At 71.3% G+C, this 19,763-nt stretch carries 21 protein-coding genes; 19 read left to right on the forward strand and 2 right to left on the reverse strand.

The genetic code is table 11. From position 1 onward, the window contains the following. Positions 1 to 115: 115 nt before the first annotated feature. Genes ABD324_RS12645 through ABD324_RS12670 form a run of 6 tightly spaced genes read left to right on the forward strand, consistent with a single transcriptional unit; the run spans position 116 to position 5,360 of the window. Positions 116 to 955: an enoyl-CoA hydratase/isomerase family protein gene (locus ABD324_RS12645; protein WP_344415800.1), complete on the forward strand. Its 840-nt coding sequence runs from the start codon at positions 116 to 118 to the stop codon at positions 953 to 955. After that, positions 952 to 2,121: a thiolase C-terminal domain-containing protein gene (locus tag ABD324_RS12650; protein ID WP_344415802.1), complete on the forward strand. Its 1,170-nt coding sequence runs from the start codon at positions 952 to 954 to the stop codon at positions 2,119 to 2,121. Before ABD324_RS12645 ends, ABD324_RS12650 begins: the two co-directional genes overlap by 4 nt. Positions 2,122 to 2,150: 29 nt before the next feature. Continuing rightward, entirely contained in the window at positions 2,151 to 2,564 is a 414-nt protein-coding gene (locus ABD324_RS12655) for a Zn-ribbon domain-containing OB-fold protein (RefSeq protein ID WP_344415804.1), read from the forward strand. Continuing rightward, positions 2,561 to 4,252, forward strand: a complete 1,692-nt coding sequence (locus ABD324_RS12660) for a class I adenylate-forming enzyme family protein (RefSeq protein ID WP_344415806.1) — start codon at positions 2,561 to 2,563, stop codon at positions 4,250 to 4,252. Before ABD324_RS12655 ends, ABD324_RS12660 begins: the two co-directional genes overlap by 4 nt. Then, positions 4,249 to 4,710, forward strand: coding sequence for a MaoC/PaaZ C-terminal domain-containing protein (locus ABD324_RS12665; protein WP_344415808.1), 462 nt, complete (start codon positions 4,249 to 4,251; stop codon positions 4,708 to 4,710). Before ABD324_RS12660 ends, ABD324_RS12665 begins: the two co-directional genes overlap by 4 nt. Next, positions 4,707 to 5,360, forward strand: coding sequence for an alpha/beta fold hydrolase (locus ABD324_RS12670; RefSeq protein ID WP_344415811.1), 654 nt, complete (start codon positions 4,707 to 4,709; stop codon positions 5,358 to 5,360). Before ABD324_RS12665 ends, ABD324_RS12670 begins: the two co-directional genes overlap by 4 nt. Here ABD324_RS12670 and ABD324_RS12675 read toward each other — a convergent pair. Continuing rightward, positions 5,294 to 5,737, reverse strand: coding sequence for a winged helix-turn-helix transcriptional regulator (locus ABD324_RS12675; protein WP_344415813.1), 444 nt, complete (start codon positions 5,735 to 5,737; stop codon positions 5,294 to 5,296). The two genes, ABD324_RS12670 and ABD324_RS12675, sit on opposite strands and share 67 nt — an antisense overlap. Before the next feature lie 64 nt (positions 5,738 to 5,801). Between ABD324_RS12675 and ABD324_RS12680 the strand changes: the two genes are divergently transcribed. After that, a complete protein-coding gene (locus ABD324_RS12680) occupies positions 5,802 to 6,845 on the forward strand; it encodes an LLM class flavin-dependent oxidoreductase (RefSeq protein ID WP_344415815.1) in 1,044 nt (347 codons plus the stop codon). Between the two features lie 63 nt (positions 6,846 to 6,908). Next, positions 6,909 to 8,339, forward strand: a complete 1,431-nt coding sequence (locus ABD324_RS12685) for an MFS transporter (protein ID WP_344415817.1) — start codon at positions 6,909 to 6,911, stop codon at positions 8,337 to 8,339. A 69-nt stretch (positions 8,340 to 8,408) separates the two neighbouring features. Here the strand turns inward: ABD324_RS12685 and ABD324_RS12690 are convergent, their stop codons facing one another. Then, positions 8,409 to 9,095, reverse strand: coding sequence for a TetR/AcrR family transcriptional regulator (locus ABD324_RS12690; RefSeq protein ID WP_344415819.1), 687 nt, complete (start codon positions 9,093 to 9,095; stop codon positions 8,409 to 8,411). A gap of 183 nt (positions 9,096 to 9,278) precedes the next feature. Here ABD324_RS12690 and ABD324_RS12695 point away from each other — a divergent pair, with 183 nt between their 5' ends. The 11 genes from ABD324_RS12695 to ABD324_RS12745 all read left to right on the forward strand — a co-directional run bounded on the left by ABD324_RS12695 (position 9,279) and on the right by ABD324_RS12745 (position 19,629). Then, positions 9,279 to 10,073: an SDR family NAD(P)-dependent oxidoreductase gene (locus ABD324_RS12695; RefSeq protein ID WP_344415821.1), complete on the forward strand. Its 795-nt coding sequence runs from the start codon at positions 9,279 to 9,281 to the stop codon at positions 10,071 to 10,073. Positions 10,074 to 10,154: 81 nt separating this feature from the next. Next, entirely contained in the window at positions 10,155 to 12,005 is a 1,851-nt protein-coding gene (locus ABD324_RS12700) for a flavin-containing monooxygenase (protein WP_344415824.1), read from the forward strand. Beyond that, on the forward strand, positions 12,002 to 12,784 hold the full coding sequence (locus ABD324_RS12705; RefSeq protein ID WP_344415826.1) for an SDR family NAD(P)-dependent oxidoreductase: 783 nt from the start codon (positions 12,002 to 12,004) through the stop codon (positions 12,782 to 12,784). Before ABD324_RS12700 ends, ABD324_RS12705 begins: the two co-directional genes overlap by 4 nt. Before the next feature lie 68 nt (positions 12,785 to 12,852). Continuing rightward, positions 12,853 to 13,215, forward strand: coding sequence for a hypothetical protein (locus ABD324_RS12710; protein ID WP_344415828.1), 363 nt, complete (start codon positions 12,853 to 12,855; stop codon positions 13,213 to 13,215). Positions 13,216 to 13,276: 61 nt separating this feature from the next. After that, positions 13,277 to 14,185 (forward strand): alpha/beta hydrolase, encoded by a 909-nt coding sequence (locus ABD324_RS12715; RefSeq protein ID WP_344415830.1) that lies wholly within the window; start codon positions 13,277 to 13,279, stop codon positions 14,183 to 14,185. A gap of 240 nt (positions 14,186 to 14,425) precedes the next feature. Beyond that, complete coding sequence (locus ABD324_RS12720; protein ID WP_344415832.1) at positions 14,426 to 15,178, forward strand: ABC transporter ATP-binding protein; 753 nt, start codon at positions 14,426 to 14,428, stop codon at positions 15,176 to 15,178. Then, the gene (locus tag ABD324_RS12725; RefSeq protein ID WP_344415834.1) at positions 15,175 to 16,041 is read left to right on the forward strand and encodes an ABC transporter permease; all 867 of its coding nucleotides are present in this window, start codon (positions 15,175 to 15,177) and stop codon (positions 16,039 to 16,041) included. The genes ABD324_RS12720 and ABD324_RS12725 overlap by 4 nt, the downstream gene beginning before the upstream one ends. Then, positions 16,031 to 17,254, forward strand: coding sequence for an epoxide hydrolase family protein (locus ABD324_RS12730; RefSeq protein WP_344415836.1), 1,224 nt, complete (start codon positions 16,031 to 16,033; stop codon positions 17,252 to 17,254). Before ABD324_RS12725 ends, ABD324_RS12730 begins: the two co-directional genes overlap by 11 nt. Before the next feature lie 62 nt (positions 17,255 to 17,316). After that, a complete protein-coding gene (locus ABD324_RS12735) occupies positions 17,317 to 17,778 on the forward strand; it encodes a nitroreductase/quinone reductase family protein (RefSeq protein WP_344415838.1) in 462 nt (153 codons plus the stop codon). Between the two features lie 23 nt (positions 17,779 to 17,801). Next, positions 17,802 to 18,719: an SDR family NAD(P)-dependent oxidoreductase gene (locus ABD324_RS12740; protein ID WP_344415840.1), complete on the forward strand. Its 918-nt coding sequence runs from the start codon at positions 17,802 to 17,804 to the stop codon at positions 18,717 to 18,719. Between the two features lie 76 nt (positions 18,720 to 18,795). After that, complete coding sequence (locus ABD324_RS12745) at positions 18,796 to 19,629, forward strand: SDR family NAD(P)-dependent oxidoreductase (RefSeq protein WP_344416386.1); 834 nt, start codon at positions 18,796 to 18,798, stop codon at positions 19,627 to 19,629. Positions 19,630 to 19,763 lie beyond the last annotated feature (134 nt).

Below are 19,763 nucleotides of genomic sequence, written 5' to 3' on the forward strand. Positions count from 1 at the left end.
GTGTCAACCACGTCGTCCCCGGTCGCGCTCGTCGGCAGACCGTCTTGACAGTGGTGGACCAAGAGGATGAACTTAGGTCAGTTCAGTTCCCGATTCACATCGGAGATTCGCAGAGATGTCGCTCAACATCGAGACCGCCACGAGCGGCGACGCCCAGTACGTCGCCCTCGAACGAGTGCCGCTTGACGAGAACGGCCAGTTCGCGGCCGTCGTCCGGCTGAACCGCCCGGAGCAGCTCAACGCCATCAGCTGGACGGTGCAGCGTGTGCTGATCCGGGCCATCGAGGAGGCCGCCACCGACGACGACGTCCGGATCATCTTCGTCACCGGGACCGGTCGCGGGTTCAGCGCCGGGGGTGACATCAAGGCCTACGCCGAGCTCCAGGCCGACGCCGAGGCCTTCACGGAGTTCCTGGACGAGTACTGCGGCCTGCTGGAGCTGATCGGCAAGCTGGACAAGCCGGTCATCGCGCTGGTCAACGGGTTGTGCGCCGCCGGCGGGACCGAGCTGCTCCTGGCCTGCGACTTCGCCTGGGCGGCCGAGTCGGCACGCATCGGGGACATGCACATCAACTTCGCCCAAATCGGGGGTGCGGGCGCCCTGGCGCGGCTCCCGCGGCTGATCGGGTCCTCGAGGGCGCTCGAGCTGATGCTGTCGGGGCGGATGCTCGACGCCCGCGAGGCACTGGACTGGGGCCTGGTCAACCGGGTCCTGCCGGACGAGGACCTCCTCCCGGCCGCCCTCGACTTCGCGCGCCAGTTCGCCGGCAAGAGCCGCAAGGCGGCCGAGTACATGAAGAAGACGGTATGGAACGGGCTGGCGACCGACACCCCGTCCGCGCTGCGGCTGGAGCGGGACAGCGCGCTGGAGTACCTGATGTCCAACCCGGACTCCATGGAGGGCATCCGGGCGTTCATCGAGAAGCGCAAGCCCGACTACCGGCGGCTGCGTTGAGCAGCTCCCGCCCGTCGTTCGCGGGGAACACCGCGATCGCAGGCGTCGGTTACACCGAGCTGACCCGCAACTCCGGACGGAGCGTTCTCGCGCAGGCGGTCGAGGCGTGCCGGGCGGCGATCGACCACGCCGGGCTCGAGCCCGACCAGGTGGACGGGATCGTCAGCTACAGCGTGCTGAACGACTCCGTCCTCGGCCAGGCCGTCGCGGCCGGGCTGGGCGGGGTCGAGCTGAGCTACGCCGTGGACCTCAACCTCGGCGGCCAGGCCCCGTGCCACGCCGTCGCGCTGGCGGCCATGGCGGTCGACGCCGGTCTCGCCGAGAACGTGCTGGTCTACCGGGCCCTCAACGGGCGGAGCGCCCTGCGGATCGGGTCGACCAGCTACGCCTCACCCACCTCGGAGTTCCGGTACCCGATCGGGTTCGGCGCCTATCCCCAATATATCGCGATGTGGGCCCGCCGGTACCTGGTCGAGACCGGTGGGACCGCCGAGGATCTCGGCGCGATCGTGCTGGCCCAGCGGGCGTACGCCGAACGCAACCCCCGCGCGATCGTGCGGAATCCGATCACGATGGACGAGTACCTGGCGATGCCCTACGTGGTGGACCCCTTCCGCCGGGCCGACTGCACCTCCGAGGTCGACGGTGCCTGCGCCGTCCTGGTCACCTCCCGGGACCGTGCCCGCGACCTGCGGCAGCGGCCCGCGGTCATCGACTCGGCGGCATGGGTGACCCCCCGCTGCTCCGGCCTGGACATGGCGGACCTGTTCATGTGGCCGGACTGGTCCCGGAACTGCCACTCCTACCTGGCCGACCAGCTGTGGGAGCGCGCGAGCGTCAGCCGTGCGGAGGTCGACTTCGCCGAGATCTACGACTGCTTCAGCGCGGTCGTGCCGATGGCACTGGAGGGGCTGGGCATGTGCGAGCGAGGTGCCGCGCCGGGGTTCGTCGCCGACGGCCGGACCGGTCCCGACGGCCCCCTGCCCGTCAACACGCACGGCGGCCTGCTCAGCGAGGGCTACCTGCACGGGATGAACACCCTGGCCGAGGCGGTGCTGCAGATCCAGGGCAACGAGGGCGAGCGACAGCTGCAGCGCAACGACGTCGCGCTGGTGACGTCGGGTGCGCTCATGGACGGCTCGGCGCTCGTCCTGGTCGGCGAATGACGGGCCCGACGGACAGGAGCGAGCGGACGATGACCGGGTTCGTGGAGCCCGAGCCCGGCCACGACACCGTCCCGTGGTGGGAGGCGCTCGCCGAGGGACAGCTGACGGTGCCGACCTGCGACGACTGCCGGCGACGGTTCTTCCCGCCGCAGCCGTACTGTCCGCACTGCGGCTCGACCTCGGCGCAGCTGCAGCCGCACGCCGGTGACGGGACCGTCTACTCCTGGGTCGTGGTGCACCGTGCCTTCGCCGAGGAGTTCGCGGGCGACGTGCCGTACGGGATCGTCGCCGTCGACCTGGACGGCGGGGGCCGGCTGGTCGGGCGGTTCTCCGGGGATCCGGGCCTGCTCCGTGATGGACTGCCGGTGACTGCGGAGATCGAAGGCGTCGCCGACTTCGGGATCCTGTGGTTCAGGCCGCACGACGAGGAAGGGACACGATGACATCGCCGACGACATCGCCGACGACATCGCCGACGACATCGCCGACGTCGACGTCGACGGAGCCGACCGGCGGTCCGGGTCAGCCCGCCCTGGACCGGCATCCGCTGCTGCCTGACGAGCTGCAGCAGCGCTACCGCGAGCTCGGTTTCTGGGAGGGCCGCGTCCTCTACGAGTTCGTCCGGGACTGGGCCGAGAGCAGCCCGGACCGGCTCGCCGTCACCGGGCCGGAGCCGATGACCTACGGCGAGCTGTGGCAGCGCGCCCATTCCGTCGCCCGGTGGTTCCAGGGTACCGGTCTGGAGGCCGGGGACAGCGTCCTGGCCGTCATGCAGGCCGGCTGGCGTGGCATGGTGCTGCAGGTCGCGGCGTCGCTCAGCGGACTGGTCCTCGCCCCGCGCTCCTCCCGGATCTCGCCGGTGCTGGCCGTGAACCTGGCCCACCAGCTCGAGATCAGGGCGTTGGTCATCGACGCGCCGCTGGTCGGAGACGAGCGCTGGGCGCAGGCGCTGCCGGAGATGGGCCTCCCGCGGGGGCGGATCGTCACCACCGCCGGGCATGCCGAGGGACTCGAGGAGTTCGACCTCCATCTCAACGGCCGTGAGCGGGCCGCGGCCGTACCCCCGCGGCCCCTCGCCCCGACCATCGTGCTGTCCACGGGTGGCTCTACCGGGACCCCGAAGAGCATCCTGCACGCCTCCGAGGCGGTCGTCTTCGCGGCACGTCACTTCGCCGCCGCCACCGGCTACGGGGAGTCCGACGTTCACGTCGCGATCGCGCCCTACGGGCACGCGGGCGGCTCGGTGTTCGAGATCTACATGCCCTTGATCTTCGGGGCGACCGTGCTGCCGGCCCCGGTCTGGCTTCCGGCCGAGGTCGCCGACGCGATCGAGACGTGGGGCGGGACCTACTGCCTGACAATGGGGACCCACATCTACGACCTCGTGCAGCTGGGCGCCGCGGGCGCCACCAAGCTGCGGTCGATGCGCGTCGCCGCGACCGGTGCCGGTCCCGACCGGCTGTTCGTCGAGGGGGAGAAGTCGCTGGGCTTCACCCTGGTGCGGATGTACGGCTTCTCCGAGGCCCCCGGACACGCGCTGGGGCGTCTCGACGAGGACAGCAGCACCCGGCTGCTGCGCGACGGCGTCCCGTTCCCCGGTATGGAGACCCGGATCGGGGAGGGCCCGCACGCCGACGCCCGGTTCGTGGCGGCCGGCCCCTACTCGTGTCGGGGACCCAACCTGTTCCTCGGCTACGCCGGCCGGCCGGATCTCACCCGGGAGGCGGTGACCGACGACGGGTTCTACTCGCCGGGCGACCTCATCGGCCAGGACGCGGACGGGTACCTCACCTGGATGGGGCGGACGAAGGACATCATCAGGCGGGGTGGGCTCCAGATCGACCCCATCGAGCTGGAGAACCTCCTCGCCGGACACCCCGCGCTGTCGGAGGTCGTCGTCGTCGGGGTGCCCGACGAGCGGCTCGGCGAGAAGGCCGCCGTCGTCGCGGTGGCGGCGGAGGAGCACGAGCTCCCCGGCCTCGAAGAGCTGTGCGAGTTCCTCCGCTCCCAGGGGATCGGGCGGCAGAGCCTGCCGGAGCACCTGTTCCCGGTGACGGCGCTCGCCCGCACCGAGCTGGGCAAGCTCGACCGCGCCGGGATCCGCCGGGACGTGACGGGAGACCACGCGTGAGCGACGACTGGTACATCGAGGACTTCGAGCCGGGCCAGGTCCACGTCACGCGCGGGCGGACGCTGACCGAGGTCGAGCTCATCACCTTCGTGAACCTCGGTGGCATCTTCGAGGAGGTCTTCCTCAACATCGAGTACGCCGCCACCAAGAGCCTCTTCGGACAGCGGGTCATCCCGGCTCTGCTGATCCTGACCGTCGCCGAGGGGCTCTACATCCAGACCGGGCAGACCCACAACGCGCGGGCGTACCTCGGCCTGGACCAGCTCCGGTTCCACGCTCCCACGTTCGTGAACGACACCATCCACGTGCGCGCGGAGGTGGCGGTCGCACGGCTGAGCTCGAATCCCGAGCGGGGGGTGCTCGAGCTGGTGCACGAGGTGGTGAACCAGCGCGACGAGGTCGTCCTCACCTACCGGTCGGCGCGGATGATCGCCTCCCGCGAGCACACGGCGCAGTGACCTTCCTGATCCTCCCGGGTGCGGGCTTCTCCGGGTCGGCGTGGGCCGGGGTCGCCGAGGAGCTCGGCGCGGTCGTGCTGCCGGTGCCCGACCTGGGGTCGGTCGCGGACATGGCCGACGCGGTGGCCGCGCAGGTCGCCGAGCTGGACGTCACCGGGCCGCTCGTCACGGTGGGTGCGTCGCTGGGTGCGGTCGTGGCACTGGAGCTGGGGTGGCGGACCGAGGTCTCGGGCATGGTGGCGATGGCCGCCGGGTTCGGCATCCGGGTCGGTCGCTCCACCCTTTCCCTGCTCGACGACGCCGGGCCGGAGGTCTTCGACCAGGTCGCCCGGTCGGGCCTCGGGCACCCGGTCGAGGAGCACGTGCGGGCCCGGCGGGAGGACCTCGCGTCGCGCGCCGACGGGGTCATGTACCGGCAGCTCGCGGCTCTGCGGGAGCACCGTGCGCGGGAACCGCGGCGGGTCGTGCCCACGGTGGTCTTCCAGGGGCTGCTCGACCGGAGCGTCCGACCGGAGGACCAGCTCGAGCTCGCGCAGCGGTGCGGTGCGGTCGTCCGCGTGCTGGAGGAGGTGGGGCACTCGCCCTATCTGGAGGCACCGGACGAGGTGGTCCGCTGGTCGCGCGTCGTCGAGGCCGCCGCGGGTCGCTGACCCGTTGCGTCCTCGGCCCTGCGGCCCGCGGTCTCCTGCATCTCGGCGACGGCCTCGCCGTGGACGACCGCCCAGTCCGTCAGCATCTTGATGGGCTCCTTGAGGGTGCGCCCGAGCTCGGTCAGGCCGTACTCGACCCGGGGCGGGGCCTCGGCGTAGACGTGCCGCTCGACCAGGCCGTTGTCCTGCAGGCGCCGGAGCGTCTGGGTCAGCACCTTCCGCGAGATGCAGCCCACCAGCTCGGCGAGATCGCCGTGCCGCACGGGACCGTCGCCGAGTGCGAACAGGTCGATCACCGCCCACTTGCCGGTGATGACCTCCATGGTCAGGCGGGTGGGGCAGTCGGTGAGGAACACGGTCCCGGGTCGGAGGCTCACGGGACCGATATTGTCACGCCGTCGGGTACCGACGGGTACCTGTCGGCTTCCTAGTGTTCGGTCCATGAGATCAACCCCTGCCGGGCCCGAGCGGGTCGAGCTCGGCGTCCAGTCACTTGCCGACGTCGTCGCCGGTGTCCCTCCCGCACGCCGCGTCGCGGACATCGTCGAGCTTGGCGTCCACGCCGATCGGGTCGGCATCGACGTGTTCGGGGTGGGTGAGCACCACACCTCGAGGTTCGCGGTGTCCTCGCCGGCCGTCGTCCTCGCCGCGGTCGCCGCTCGGACGTCCTCGATCACGCTGACCAGCGCCGTGTCGGTCCTGAGCGTGCTCGACCCGATCCGCCTCTACCAGGACTTCGCCCAGCTCGACCAGGTGTCGGGCGGGCGGGCCGAGATCACGGTCGGGCGCAGCGCCTACGCCGAGCCGTTCACCCTCTTCGGGGTCGACCGGAACAGGTACGACGAGATCTTCGCCGGGAGGCTCGACCTCCTGCTGGCGCTGCGTGCCGACGACGCGGGGGAGCGGCTGGGGAGGCTGCGTCCCGAGCTGCGCGACTCGACGATCGTGCCGCGGCTGGACCGGCTGCTCCCCGTCCGCGTCGGCGTCGGTGGTTCGCCCGACAGCGCCCGCCGGGCCGGCGCCCTGGGGCTGCCGATGACCCTGGCCCACCTCATCGGGGGGCCGGGCAGTGCGGCGCGGCTCGTCCGGGCGTACCGGCAGGCCTGGCAGGACGCCGGCCACCCCGGTGCCGCCGACGTGGGCCTGGCGAGCCACCTGTACGTCGGTGCGACCTCCCAGGGCGCCCGGGAGGACTTCTATCCCTACTACCGGACCTACTTCCGGGAGGGCCGCGGTGTGCACCTCGACCGTGCGGCCTTCGACGAGATGGCCGGGCCCGAGGGCGCGCTGCTCGTCGGCAGCCCGGCGGAGATCGGCGACAAGATGCTCCGCCAGCGCGAGGCCCTCGGTGCCGTGCGCTTCGTCGGCCAGGTCGACCTCGGCGGGATCCCGCAGGTGCCGTTGCTCCGCTCGGTCGAGCGGCTCGCCGACGAGGTCGCGCCCGTCGTGCACCCCCGGCTCTCCCCGACATCCTCACTCCTCTGAAAGGCCGGACATGACCACCGCATCCGCCTCTCGCAGGGTCGGCGTGGTGCAGACGGACCCACGATGACACTCCTCTCGCCCACGGCCACGGTGGCCCGCTCACCGCGGGCCGCGTTCGCCGCCCTGCTGACGGCCGTACTTTCCTTCTCCCTCCTGCAGACCACGGTGGTGCCCGCGCTACCGCAGCTCCAGGTCGTCTTCGACACCTCCCCGGCCAACGCGTCGTGGGTCCTCACCTCGTTCCTGCTGTCGTCCTCGGTGGCGACGGTGCTGCTCCGCCGGCTCGGGGACCGCTATGGCAAGAGCCGGATGCTGCTGGTCAGCATCGGCCTGCTCGGACTGGGCACCCTCGTGGCGGCCCTCGCCGGGTCGGTGAGCGTGCTCATCGCCGGGCGCGCCGTGCAGGGCTTCGGCGCGGCCACGTTCCCGCTGGCCTTCGGGCTGGTCCGGGAGCTGTTCCCGCCGGAACGGGTGGCCGTGGCCATCGGGACCATCAGTGCCATGTTCGGGATCGGGTTCGGGATCGGGCTCGTCGTCCCCGGCCCGATCCTCGACCACCTCGGCTGGCGGTGGTTGTTCTGGCTGAGCCTGGTGACCGTCGTACTCGCCCTGCTGGCCGTGGCGCTGCTCGTCCCGCACTCACCACCCACCCTCGGCGGGCGGGTCGACTGGGCCGGAGCGCTGCTGGTCGGCGCCGCCCTCGTCGCCCTGCTGGCGATCAGCCAGTCCAGCAGGTGGTCGGTCCCGGCCGTCGTCGGCGTGCTGGCGGTGGCGGTCGTGGCCCTCGTCGCGTTCGCTCTCGTCGAGAGCCGTTCCCGCGAGCCGCTGCTCGACCTGGCGCTGCTGCGGCGGCCCGCGGTGGCCGTCCCGAACGCGGTCAGCCTGCTGGTCAGCTTCGGGCTGTACGGCGCGTTCACGCTGGTGCCCAAGCTGCTCGCCACCCCGAGCCGGTTCGGCTACGGGTTCGATGCCACCGCCACGAAGGCCGGGCTGATCCTGCTGCCGATGGCCGTGACGATGCTCTTCGCCGGCCCGCTGGCCGGGCGGCTGGGCTCCCGCGTGGGCTTCCGCACGACACTGCTGCTGGCCTGTGTCGTGGCCGCGGTCGGGTACGGCGTGTTCGCGCTCGGCATCGGCAGCCTCTGGGCGATCGCGGTGGGCGCCGGGGTGCTGGGCATCGGGGTCGGCTTCTCGTTCTCGTCCGTGGTCAACCTCGCGATCGAGGCGATCGAGGCGATCGAGGCGGTCGAGCCGGCCGAGACGGGCCAGGCGACCGGCGCGAACACCATCGTGCGGACGACCGGCGGCGCCATCGGCACCCAGGTGTCGGTCGCGGTGGTCACTGCGTTCATCGCGGCTCCGCACGCCGCCCCGGACCAGGTGGGTGCGGTCCCGACGTCCCTCGGGTACATGGTCGTTTTCGGCGTCTCGGCCCTCGCCCTGGTGATCGCGGCCATCGCGACCGCCGTGACACCCCGGCCGGTGCGGCGCTGACCCGTGCCACTCGCGTCGCAGCCTGGCCCGGACCGGTCGGGTGCGGCGCGAGTCCGGGGGGCCCGGCCGCTAGTCGATGCCGATGATGGCCAGCTGCTTGCCGACGTAGAAGTCGGCGACCTCGCTCAGCGGGATCGCCCCGTCGGGCCGGTACCACTGCCAGACGCTGGTGTTCATGGCGAGCACCGCACGGGCGAGGAGCCGCATGTCGTTGTTGGGGATCAGCCCCCCGGCCACCCCCCGGGCCAGGTAGGCCGCCCAGTCCATCTCCAGACCCCGGATGTTGTTCCGGGCACGCAGGCGGGACTCCTCCTCCCGCGGGGTGGAGGACTTCCCGCCGATCGAGCCCTGCTTGTCGACAAGGACCCGCATCCGGAGGATCTCGTAGTCGTCGAGGGCGAAGCCGGACCGCAGGGCTGCCCGGAGACCGGGCAGGTACTCGTCGTGGGCGCCGGTGGCCGCGGCGAACGCCTCGCGGTAGCTGGCCAGCGCGTCCGCCATGATCTCGAAGAGACAGTGCTGCTTGGACTCGAAGTAGTGGTACAGCGCGGTGCCGCCGAGGCCCACCTCGATGGCGACCTCCGCCCACTTCGTCTCGTCGTAGCCGTCGGTGCCGAAGTGCTTCACCGCCGTCCGCATGATGATCGCCCGCTTGCTGCGTCTCGAGGTCTTCTGCGGCGCGGCCGGCTCGGGGTCACTCGTGGCCGAAGCCTTCGCGGGAGCTCGCTTGGTCCTCGGGGCGGCGGGCCTCGCCATCGGATCACTCCTTCTCGGGCGGGTCGTGCGCAACCGGAGCGAGCAGGTAACACGAACTCGCTTCATCTGTCAGCGCGTCCTAGGCTACTCATCTCGACGCCCTGGTTCTATGCCGGGCGATCCGCCACCGGCCCGCGTGTCGCGCAAGCCGTGGAACGTACCCCAGGAGCGAGGTCCCCCCAAGTGGCAGCTGCCGAACCCACCCTGGCCGACATGATGGACCTGAGCGGGCGGGTCGCCCTGCTCGCGGGGGGCCACGGCCCTCTTGCCGCTCCGATCGCGGCGGCACTGGCCGAGCTCGGCTGCTCGATCGTCCTCGCCGCCCGTCGTACCGGCCCGTGCGAGGAGCTCGCCGACTCCCTCGTCACGCGCCTCGGCGCGACCGTCGACGTCCGCCAGCTCGACGTGTCGGACGAGGCTCAGGTCGACGGCCTGGTCGCCGGGGTCGTGTCGCGACACGGGTCCCTGGATGTCGTGGTGAACAACGCGGCGACCTTCTGGGCCGCACCCCCCGAGGACGTGCCCCTCGAGCGCGGCTGGCAGCGGGTCGTCGACGTGAACCTGACGGGCACGTTCCTCGTCTGCCGGGCCGCGGGGCGGGTCATGCTGGCCGCCGGCCGGGGCTCGATCATCAACATGGCCTCGAGCGTCGCGTTCATCTCCTTCCTCCCGGAGGTCGGATCCACGCTCAGCTACACGGTCAGCAAGGGGGCCGTGGTGACCCTCACCCGGGATCTCGCCTCGCAGTGGGCGGGCCGCGGGGTCAGGGTGAACGCGGTGGCGCCTGGGTCGATGGATTCCGGTCTGATGGAGTCCGTGCCGGACGAGCGCAAGCAGCGGATGGTCGACCAGATCCCGGCCGGCCGGCTCGGGCGGCCCCACGAGCTCAAGGGGGCCGTGGCGTTTCTCGCTTCCGACCTGTCCTCCTACGTGACCGGCAGCGTGGTGCGCGTCGACGGCGGGCAGACGCTCCTCTGAGCCCGCCGCCCGTGCCCTTGACCGGTGCAGTGGGGCCGTGTCAGGGTACCAAAGCGAGTTCAACTCGGTTCGGGAGACCATGTGAACAACGACGTCCTGAAGCTCCTGGCACCCCAGGGGTTCGACACCGACGCGCTGCGTGCGGTGTACGAGCGCGAGCGCGACCGGCGCGTACGCCCGGGCGGTGCCGGCCACCGACGGATCACCGCCGGATGGGAGGCCTTCGAGAAGGACCCGGCGGCCGGGGACCCGGTCGCCAGGGAACCCCGTCACGACGTCGTCGACGTCGCCGTGATCGGGGCCGGGCACGGCGGTCTCCTCGCCGGCGCGAAGCTGCGTGACGCCGGTGTGGAACGCATCCGGATGATCGACACCGCGGCGGATGTCGGCGGGACTTGGTACTGGAACCGGTACCCGGGCGTCCAGTGCGACGTGGAGTCCTACATCTACATGCCGTTGCTGGACGAGCTCGGCTACGTCCCGACGGAGAAGTACGCCTACGGCCCGGAGCTCTTCGCGCACACCCGGCGCATCGCCGAGCACTACGACCTGTACCGGGACGCGCTGCTGCAGACCAAGCTCACCGAGCTGACCTGGCAGGAGGAGCAGGCCGGCTGGGAGATCGCGACCGACCGCGGGGACCGGTTCCACGCCCGGTTCGTCGTCATCGCCAACGGGAACCTGAGCCGCCCACAGCTGCCCGGCATCGAGGGCCTGGCCGACTTCCGCGGGCGCGTGTTCCACACCAGCCGGTGGGACTACGACTACACGGGCGGCAGCACCGCGGGCGATCTCGACGGCCTGCGGGACAAGACCGTCGGCATCATCGGTACGGGGGCCACGGCCGTCCAGGTCGTCCCGCACCTCGCCGAGGCTGCCGAGAAGCTGATCGTGTTCCAGCGCACCCCGTCGGTCGTCGTGCCCCGCAACAACCGGCCGACCGACCCGGAGTGGGCGGCCTCGCTCAAGCCCGGGTGGCAGCGCAAGCGGATGGAGAACTTCACCCGCATCCTGTCGGGCGAGCTCGACGACGTGGACCGGGTGCACGACTCCTGGACCGAGCTCTACCGCGCGGTCACCGAGGAGGAGCTGGCCAAGATCGGGCAGGAGCTCGGCCGCGAGCTCGACCCGGCCGAGAAGCGCGACGTCGTCGAGCTGATCGACATGCTCAAGGGCGAGCGCTTCCGTGACCGCATCCGCAGCACGGTGAGCGACCCCGAGACCGCGGCGGCGCTGCTGCCCTGGTACCAGACCCACTGCAAGCGGCCCTGCTTCCACGACGAGTACCTGCCCGCCTTCAACCGGCCCAACGTCGAGGTGGTCGACACCGCGACGCACCCGGTCCGTCGCTTCACCGAGACGGGCGTCGAGGTGGACGGCAAGGTCGTCGAGCTGGACTGCATGGTGCTGGCCACCGGGTTCGAGGTGGCGACGTCCTACCGGAGCCAGACGGGTTTCGACCCCGTCGGCCGGGACGGTGTGCACCTGTCCGAGCGCTGGCAGGAGGGGCCGCGAACCCTCCACGGCCTGCAGTCGCGCTCGTTCCCCAATCTGTTCACCATGGGGATCATCCAGAACGCCTCGTCGATCAACTTCACGGAGATGCTGACGCACCAGGCGGTGCACCTCGCCCACGTGGTCTCACAGGTCCGCGACCGTGGGTACGAGATCGTCGAGGTGACGCCGGACGGAGAGGCGCGGTGGCGGTCGGAGATGGTCGAGCACGCCACCGAGGCCGAGCTGAAGAGGTGGCAGGAGTGCACCCCGAGCTACATCAACGGCGAGGGTAATGTCGCGGCCCCGTTCAGCTTCTTCACCAGGAAGTTCGGGGGCGGGACGCTGAAGTTCGTGCAGATTCTGGAGGACTGGCGCGCTGCCGGGTCGATGGACGGCCTCGAGCTGCGCCACCCGGCGCGAGGAGATCTTCGATGAAGGGCTTGACGGGCAAGGTGGCGGTGGTCGCCGGAGGCGGCCAGGGCATCGGCGCGGCCACGGCGCACCGACTCGCCGGCGAGGGCGCCGTGGTCGTGGTCGCGGACCGCAGCCTGCCCCGCGCCCGCGACACCGCGGCCGCCATCGAGGAGTCCGGCAGCAAGGCCGTCGCGGTGGAGTTCGACCTCGGTGACGCGGAGTCCATCGAGGCGCTGTTCGCCTTCGTCGGAGCCGAGTTCGGCGGGCTGGACCTGCTGCACAACGTCGCGGCCAGCCTCGGGGCGAACTCGCTCTACTCGCAGGATGCCGACGTCGTCGACATCGATCCCGCCGTCTGGAGCGAGACCCTCCAGATCAACCTCACCGGCTACTTCCTGACCACCAAGGCGGCCGTACCATCCATGCTGGAGCGGGGCGGCGGCGCGATCGTCAACATGTCGTCCGTCGCGTCGGTGACGGGGGCGACCGAGGTGGCCTACTCGGTGTCGAAGTCCGCCGTCGAGGCGCTGACCCGGCACACGGCCCGCCGCTGGGCCCCGCACGGGATCCGGGCCAACTGCGTCGCGCCCGGCATGGTCGCCACCCCGACCGGGCTGGCGCTCACCGAGGAGCGGGCGTCCGACCCCGTTCGCGCGGCCGCCGGGCTGAACCCGATGAACCGGCTGGCGGACCCGGAGGAGATCGCGGCCATCGTCACCTTCCTGCTGTCCGAGGAGTGCAACTTCCTGACCGGGCAGGTGCTCTCGGTCAACGGCGGAAGCTATCTCGCGACCCACTGACGTGTCCCGGCGCCGGGAGGCGTCCCTGTCCGGCTGGTGCCCGCTCGACTCAGTGGAGGGCCAAAAGGATGCTCGGTTCCGGTCGCGGCCGGCGGCGGATCCGGGTCGCCGCCGTCGTCCTGGGGCTGTTGGTGGTCACGGGCTTGGTGGTCACGGGCTGCGGGGCGGCCCGGGGCGGGGCGCCCGGCGCCGTCACCTCCGGGGGCGGGCAGGACCCCGCGCCGATCCGCTACACCACGACCGGCACCCAGGAGCAGCCGCCGACCGAGGGCTTCTCCTTCCACAACGACGTCGTCACGGACGGCAGGATCGACCCGGTCGAGCTCAGCGGCAAGCAGGTCTCGCTGGGCGGCGGTGGCGGGGGTACGGCAACCCGGGAACGGGCGGGTCCTCCATCCAGGCGAAGGTGCTGTCCTAGGACAAGGACCTGACGGCGGACCGCATCGTCGACGAGTCACCCGTGGCCGCGGTCCTGCAGGGGAGGTACTAGCGATGGGGGAGACGGAGTCACCGGGCTTCGCCGTCGAGACGGTCCGGTTCTTCAGCGAGGGGCTCGGGCTCGAGGCGGACCTGTTCGTGCCCGGCGGGATCACCGACGCCAGGCCCGCCGTCCTGGTCCTCGGCGGGTTCGGGTCGGTGCGGGACCGCCTCGGCGCCCGGTACGCGCGGGAGTTCGCCCGGGCCGGGTACCCCACCCTGACCTTCGACTACCGGGGCTTCGGCGGGAGCGAGGGCCCGCGCGGCCGCCTCGTCCAGAACGAGCAGCTCCAGGACATCGGCAACGCGCTCACCTGGCTCGAGCACGAGCCCCGGGTGGACGCGGACCGGCTGGCCGTCTGGGGCGTGTCCAACGGCGGGGCGCACGCGCTGTCCATCGCCGCGCGCGACGAGCGGGTCAAGGTCATGGTGGGCCAGAACGGCTACGCCGACGGCCGCAAGCTCGTCCTGGACCGCCCGACCGGTCCGGACCCGGACCGCTTCTTCGCGCGGCTGGCCGAGGACCGGCGCAGGCGGGTGTTCGAGGGCGCGGGTGCGCTCGTGCCGGCGACCGAGATCCTGGACAGCCCGGACACTCAGCGGTACGTGGCGCGGATGAACGAGGAGCACCCGGGCTTCGCCGCCCTGGTGCCGTGGGGGACGGCGGAGGACACGCTGTCCTACCGGCCCCTCGACGTCGTGCACCTGATCGAGCGGACTCCCAGTCTGCTCGTGGCGGCCGAGCACGACGACCTCACCCTCGCTGCGGAGTACCGGAAGGCCTTCGACCTCATTCCGGCCCCGAAGCGCTGGGAGTGCCTGCCGTGCCACCACTACGACATGTACACCGGGCGGTGGTTCAAGGTCTCCGCCCGGTTGGCTCTCGACTGGTTCCGGGAGCACCTTTCGCTCGACCGGCCGTGACGGCCGGCCACTATTGACATGAAGTCAGTCCAGGTTACGCTGACTCAACCGCAACGTAGCGTCAGGAGAGAGCCCGTGGGCATTCCGACCACCGAAGCAGCTCGAGACTCCGTCGCGTCCCCCGATCCGGTCGCAGACGATCGAACGGCGGGGTCCGGGACCGACGCCAAGATTCGCGTCCGGGGTGTCACCCGGACGTTCACATCGCGGAGCGGGAACCCGGTTCACGCTCTCGGGCCCATGGACGTGGAGCTCAGACACGGGGAGTTCGTCTCCGTGGTCGGGCCGTCCGGCTGCGGCAAGTCCACCTTGCTGCGGGTCGTGGCGGGCCTACTGCCCCCGACCGAGGGTGTCGTGGACATCGCGGACGTCGAACCCGGCACCGGCTGGTACGGCTTCGTCCCGCAGGCCAGCAGCGCCTTCCCGTGGAAGACGGTCCGCGAGAACGTCAGCATGGGACTGGACTTCGCCGGCAGGCTGTCCAAGGCGGAGCGCCGCAAGACCGTCGACCAGTGGCTCGCGACGACGGGCCTGACGGCCTTCGCCGACGTCCTGCCCAGCGCGCTCTCGGGCGGGATGCGGCAGCGGATGGCGATCGCCCGCGCGCTCGCAATCGACCCGGCCATTCTGCTGATGGACGAGCCCTTCGCCGCGCTCGACGCGCAGATGCGCGTGCTGCTGCAGGACGAGCTCCTCAGCATCTGGGAGCAGCACCGCCGGACGGTCCTGTTCATCACCCACAGCATCGAGGAGGCCCTGATCCTCAGCGATCGGGTCCTCCTGTGCTCGGCGCGGCCGGGGCGGATCACGCGTGAGTTCACGGTCCCGTTCCCGCGCCCCCGGCGGCACGAGCTGAGAGCGACGGGGGAGTTCGCCGCGATGCACGAGGAAATCTGGACGAGCCTGAAGGCCGAGGTGGACGCCCAGGTGTCGGAGAACCAGAAGCTGACCCTGAGCCGGAGCCCGCGCCGCCTGGGACGGAGGCAGAAATGACCACTGCGCAGACACAGCAGAAGACCGTTGCGGCACCGTCGAGCCAGGAGGGCAGGGGCGTCACCTTCACGCCGGCCGCGCACGAGTCGGTCGTCGGTGCGCGGAGGCGTAAGTACCTCCACCTGACGTTGCGCTGGGCGACCCCGGTGGTGCTCATCGCCCTGTGGCAGCTGGCTGCCTCGCAGCAGTGGATCAACACGCTGTACTTCCCGGGGCCGGACCAGATCTTCCGCACGGCCATCTCGCAGTTCAGCGACGGCACGATGACCGAGGCCTTCGTGCTGACGGGCTGGCGGACGCTCCTCGGGTTCGGCGTCGGTGCCGTGATCGGGTTCATCGCCGGCGTGGCCATCGGTGCCGTGCCCATCCTGCGCGCGGCGTTCGAGCCCGTCCTCTACGCGCTGTGGACCATCCCCAAGCTGGCGCTCCTGCCGCTGCTCCTGCTGATCTTCGGACTCGGGAGCATGCCGCTGATCGTCCTCATCATCCTGAACACGCTCTTCCTCGTGATGATCCCGACGGCGGCCGGCATCGCCGGCGCCTCTCCGGAGCTGCTGGAGACGGCGCGCGCCTTCTCGGCTAGCCCGTGGCAGCTGTTCCGGCACGTGCTGCTGCCGTCGTCGCTCGTCGAGGTCTTCGTGTCGCTGAAGATCGCGTCCGGTGCGGCCATCCTCGTCGCGGTCGCGACGGAGTTCGTGATCGGCGGCGGCGGACTGGGCTACATCATCTGGAACTCGTGGCAGGTCTTCCTCCCCGACCGCATGTACGTCGGCATCGTCGTCGTCGCGGTCACCGGGTCGGCCTTCACCCTGCTGGTCGGCGTCATCGGTCGGCGAATGGTGCCGTGGGCACATGGGCTCTGACCGGTTCGCCAGGTCCGTGTTCACCCTTTCCTCGCACGACTCCGCGTCCGATTCGCCTGCCCGGGGCACCACGCCGTTCCGGGTCGCGGTCCCCGACAGCGCGCTCGCCGACCTGCGCGAGCGGCTCGAACGCTGTCGGTGGCCGGCGCCCGAGACGGTGCCGGACGAGTCGCAAGGGCTGCCGCTGGCGCTGGCCAAGGAGCTGCACGAGTACTGGCTCACGGAGTACGACTGGCGGCGCTGCGAAGCGCAGATCAACGCCTACGAGCAGGTCCTCGTGCCGGTGACCGGTGGTGGCGACGAGCCCCTGGACATCCACGTGCTGCACGCGAGGTCGCCCCGGCCCGACGCCATGCCCCTGCTGGTCACCCACGGCTGGCCGGGCTCGATCGTCGAGTACCTGGACCTCCTCCCGCAGCTGACCGATCCGGAGGACCCGTCGGAGATCGCGTTCCACGTGGTCCTGCCGACGCTGCCCGGGTTCGGGTTCAGTGGCAAGCCCACGAGGACGGGCTGGGGCGCCGAGCGCATCGTGCTGGCGTGGTCGGAGATCATGCGAGGTCTCGGTTACCCGCGCTACGCCGCCCACGGGGGCGACTGGGGCTCCGCGGTGACGGAGTCCCTCGGTGCGGCGCTTCCGGACGAGGTGCTCGGCATCCACATCACGCTGCCGCTCGCCAAGGCGGATCCGGACACCGCCGACCTCGACGAGGCGGACCGGGCGCGGACGGCCGCGACGGACCTCTTCCGCAGCAACGGCCGCGGCTACTCGGTCCTGCAGTCGAGCCGCCCGCAGACGGTCGGGTACGCGCTGGCCGACTCGCCGATGGGTCAGTGCTCGTGGATCGCCGAGAAGTTCCGGGAGTGGGTCGACCCCACGGGTGACGACTGGCCCCTCGCGAAGGACCGCGTCCTCGACAACGTGATGATGTACTGGCTGACGAACACCGCGGCCTCCTCGGCCCGCCTGTACTGGGAGAGCGCCGTCAGTCCGCCGATGGAGCCGGTCCCGGTGCCCACCGCCATCTCGCAGTACCCCAAGGAGATGACCCGGATCCCGCGGGCGTGGATCGACCGGCGGTTCAGCGACATCAGGGCCTGGGTCGAGCACCCGCACGGAGGTCACTTCGCCGCCATGGAGCACCCCGACTCGTTGCTGGCCGACCTCCGGAGCTTCTTCGGTGGTCTCCGGCCGGCCTCCGAGAGGTCGTGATGACCGGTCGTTCGGCGGGCGGCGGCCCTTCGCGGCACCGCTGGTACTGGAGGTTGCGCCCCGTGCGGGGCAAGTGGGGCACCCGGCTCGACAAGTGGTCCGTGCGCCGCCTCGGGTTCTCAGTGATCCTGGGCCAGGTGTCCCTGTCCCGCCACGTCCCGCTCGCGCCCGCGCTGCTGCTCGAGACCGTGGGCCGCCGCTCCGGGCTCGCCCGCGAGGTCGTGTTGCCCTATACCCCGGCCGGCGGCCGGGACATGCTGGTCGTGGGGTCCAACGGCGGCGGCCCCACCGACCCCCTGTGGGTGCACAACGTCCGTGCCGACCCGGACGTCGTCGTCACGGTCGGACGCCGGCGGCTGCGGGCCACGGCCCGCATCACGACCGGTGACGAACGTGACCGCCTGCTCGCTCTGGCGAGCGAGCGGCGCCCCCATGTGCGTGCCTACGACTCCGGTGCCGCGAGCCACGAGCGGGTGATGGCCCTCGTCGTGCTGACACCCGCCGGCCCCGGCACGGTGTCATGACGCACCCGACGAGAGGAGGGACCATGTCGAGCAACCTGTCCGGGCGAGTCGCGGTGGTGACCGGCGCTGGCGCCGGGATCGGCCGGGCGGCGGCGCTCGAGCTCGCCTCGCACGGGGCCACGGTCGTCGTCAACGACCGGGGCTCGGCCCACGACGGGACGGGATCCAGCACCTCGCCCGCGCAGTTCGTCGTCGACGAGATCACCGCGCTGGGCGGCACGGCCCGCACCAACCCGGCGGACGTCGGCGACTTCGACCAGGTGGCCGAGCTGGTCCGGTCGACGGTCGGCGAGTTCGGCCGGCTCGACATCATCGTCAACAACGCCGGTCACTACCGTGCCGCGCCGATCTGGGAGATGTCCGAGGACGACTGGGACTCCATCATCCGGGTCCACCTCAAGGGCCAGTTCAACCTCATCCGCAACGCCGCGCCGGTGTTCATGGCGCAGCGCTACGGCCGGATCCTGAACATGTCGAGCCGGTCGGGCCTCGGTGACGCGGGGAAGGCGAGCTACAGCGCGGCCAAGGAAGGGGTCATCGGCCTGACCCGGGCGGTCGCGCGCGAGCTCGGCCCGCACGGGGTCACCTGCAACGCCGTCCGGCCGATCGCGAAGACCCGGCTGATGCCGGTCTCGGCGGCCGGTCTGTCCGTAGTCGCGGACATCCCCGAGCCCGAGGAGCTCGCGCCGGTCATGGCCTACCTCGTGTCCGAGCGTGCGGCGAACGTCAACGGTGCGACGTTCCTCCTCCGTGGTTCGCAGGTCGCGCTCTACTCGGAGCCGGAGCTGCTGCGCACCGCGTACTGTCCGGCCGGTGGCTGGACCTTCGAGTCGTTCGCCTTGGCCATGGGCGACGGTCTCGGGGCCGACCTGCGGAACGAGTGGACCGATTTCGACCCGGGCAAGAAGGTGATCGGCCGGGTCGGCGCCTCCATCGTCTGAGGAGCGCACCCCCGGACGCCGCTCCCCGAGGCGCCCGTCGAACCGCTATGTGCAGAGGAGCCGATTCGCTGTGGACATGCTCGAGATCCTGCGGGCGACCGCCCCGACCCCGGAGGGCCGCACGCCGCTCCCGGAGCTGATGTCGCTGGCCGGGCGCACGGCGCTGGTGACCGGTGGCGGTGGGCCGGGGCTGGGGCAGTCCATCGTGCGGCGTCTCGCGGCGATGGGGGCGTCGGTCGCGGTCGTGGACCTGGACGGCGCGGCTGCCGCGGAGGTGGCGGCCGACGTCCAGGCGCGGTACGGGGTGAAGACGTTCTCGGTGGCCGCGGACGTCACCCGGGCCGAGGAGGCCTTCCGTATCGTCGCGGAGGCCGAGGAGCTGCTCGGCTCGGTGGACATCCTCGTCAACAATGTCGGCGGTGGCGGGGTGGGGGACTTCCTCACGCAGTCCCCCGAGGACATCGCGCGGATCGTCGACCGCAACCTGTTCGCCACCCTCTACATGATCAGGGCCGTCTCCGAGGTGATGATCGCGCAGGGTAAGGGCGTGATCGTCAACGTCTCCTCTCAGGGCGCCAACGTGACGTGGACCAAGGCCGACGTCTACTGCGCCTGCAAGGCGGCGGTCAGCATGCTGACGAAGACGCTCGCGTGGCAGCTGTCCGAGCACGGGGTCCGGGTCACCGGGGTCGCTCCCGGCACCATCTCCAGCGCGCGGGCGATCAGCATCCTCGAGGACTCGGACAACCAGGCCGACTACGCGAGCGGGCTGACGAACACCGTGGTGCGGACCGCGCTCGGGCGTACCTGCTCGCCCGACGAGGTCTCCGACGTCGTCGCCTTCCTGGCGTCCGATGCGGCCAGCTACGTCCAGGGCACCGTCTGGGAGGTGGCCGGGGGGATGGCGTGAGCCGCCCGGACCGGCGACCCCGGGGACGATGCGGGGGAAATCCCTGTACGGGGCCCCGGTACAGCGATAAACTGAACTGACTTCGGTTGTGCGTCGCGCAGCGACCGGTGGGACGGATCCGTCGGGAGGTGGTG

Source organism: Pseudonocardia ailaonensis (assembly GCF_039531635.1).
Classification (GTDB): Bacteria; Actinomycetota; Actinomycetes; order Mycobacteriales; family Pseudonocardiaceae; genus Pseudonocardia; species Pseudonocardia ailaonensis.

What these genes read in the sequence shown, in the direction of transcription:
- ABD324_RS12725 (WP_344415834.1), top strand. Translation starts at nt 15,175, where the DNA reads ATGACCACTGCGCAGACACAGCAGAAGACCGTTGCGGCACCGTCGAGC.
- ABD324_RS12680 (WP_344415815.1), top strand. Translation starts at nt 5,802, where the DNA reads ATGAGATCAACCCCTGCCGGGCCCGAGCGGGTCGAGCTCGGCGTCCAG.
- ABD324_RS12745 (WP_344416386.1), top strand. Translation starts at nt 18,796, where the DNA reads ATGCTCGAGATCCTGCGGGCGACCGCCCCGACCCCGGAGGGCCGCACG.
- ABD324_RS12690 (WP_344415819.1), bottom strand. Translation starts at nt 9,095, where the DNA reads ATGGCGAGGCCCGCCGCCCCGAGGACCAAGCGAGCTCCCGCGAAGGCT.
- ABD324_RS12645 (WP_344415800.1), top strand. Translation starts at nt 116, where the DNA reads ATGTCGCTCAACATCGAGACCGCCACGAGCGGCGACGCCCAGTACGTC.
- ABD324_RS12710 (WP_344415828.1), top strand. Translation starts at nt 12,853, where the DNA reads ATGCTCGGTTCCGGTCGCGGCCGGCGGCGGATCCGGGTCGCCGCCGTC.
- ABD324_RS12685 (WP_344415817.1), top strand. Translation starts at nt 6,909, where the DNA reads ATGACACTCCTCTCGCCCACGGCCACGGTGGCCCGCTCACCGCGGGCC.
- ABD324_RS12705 (WP_344415826.1), top strand. Translation starts at nt 12,002, where the DNA reads ATGAAGGGCTTGACGGGCAAGGTGGCGGTGGTCGCCGGAGGCGGCCAG.
- ABD324_RS12660 (WP_344415806.1), top strand. Translation starts at nt 2,561, where the DNA reads ATGACATCGCCGACGACATCGCCGACGACATCGCCGACGACATCGCCG.
- ABD324_RS12720 (WP_344415832.1), top strand. Translation starts at nt 14,426, where the DNA reads ATGGACGTGGAGCTCAGACACGGGGAGTTCGTCTCCGTGGTCGGGCCG.
- ABD324_RS12715 (WP_344415830.1), top strand. Translation starts at nt 13,277, where the DNA reads ATGGGGGAGACGGAGTCACCGGGCTTCGCCGTCGAGACGGTCCGGTTC.
- ABD324_RS12740 (WP_344415840.1), top strand. Translation starts at nt 17,802, where the DNA reads ATGTCGAGCAACCTGTCCGGGCGAGTCGCGGTGGTGACCGGCGCTGGC.
- ABD324_RS12655 (WP_344415804.1), top strand. Translation starts at nt 2,151, where the DNA reads ATGACCGGGTTCGTGGAGCCCGAGCCCGGCCACGACACCGTCCCGTGG.
- ABD324_RS12730 (WP_344415836.1), top strand. Translation starts at nt 16,031, where the DNA reads ATGGGCTCTGACCGGTTCGCCAGGTCCGTGTTCACCCTTTCCTCGCAC.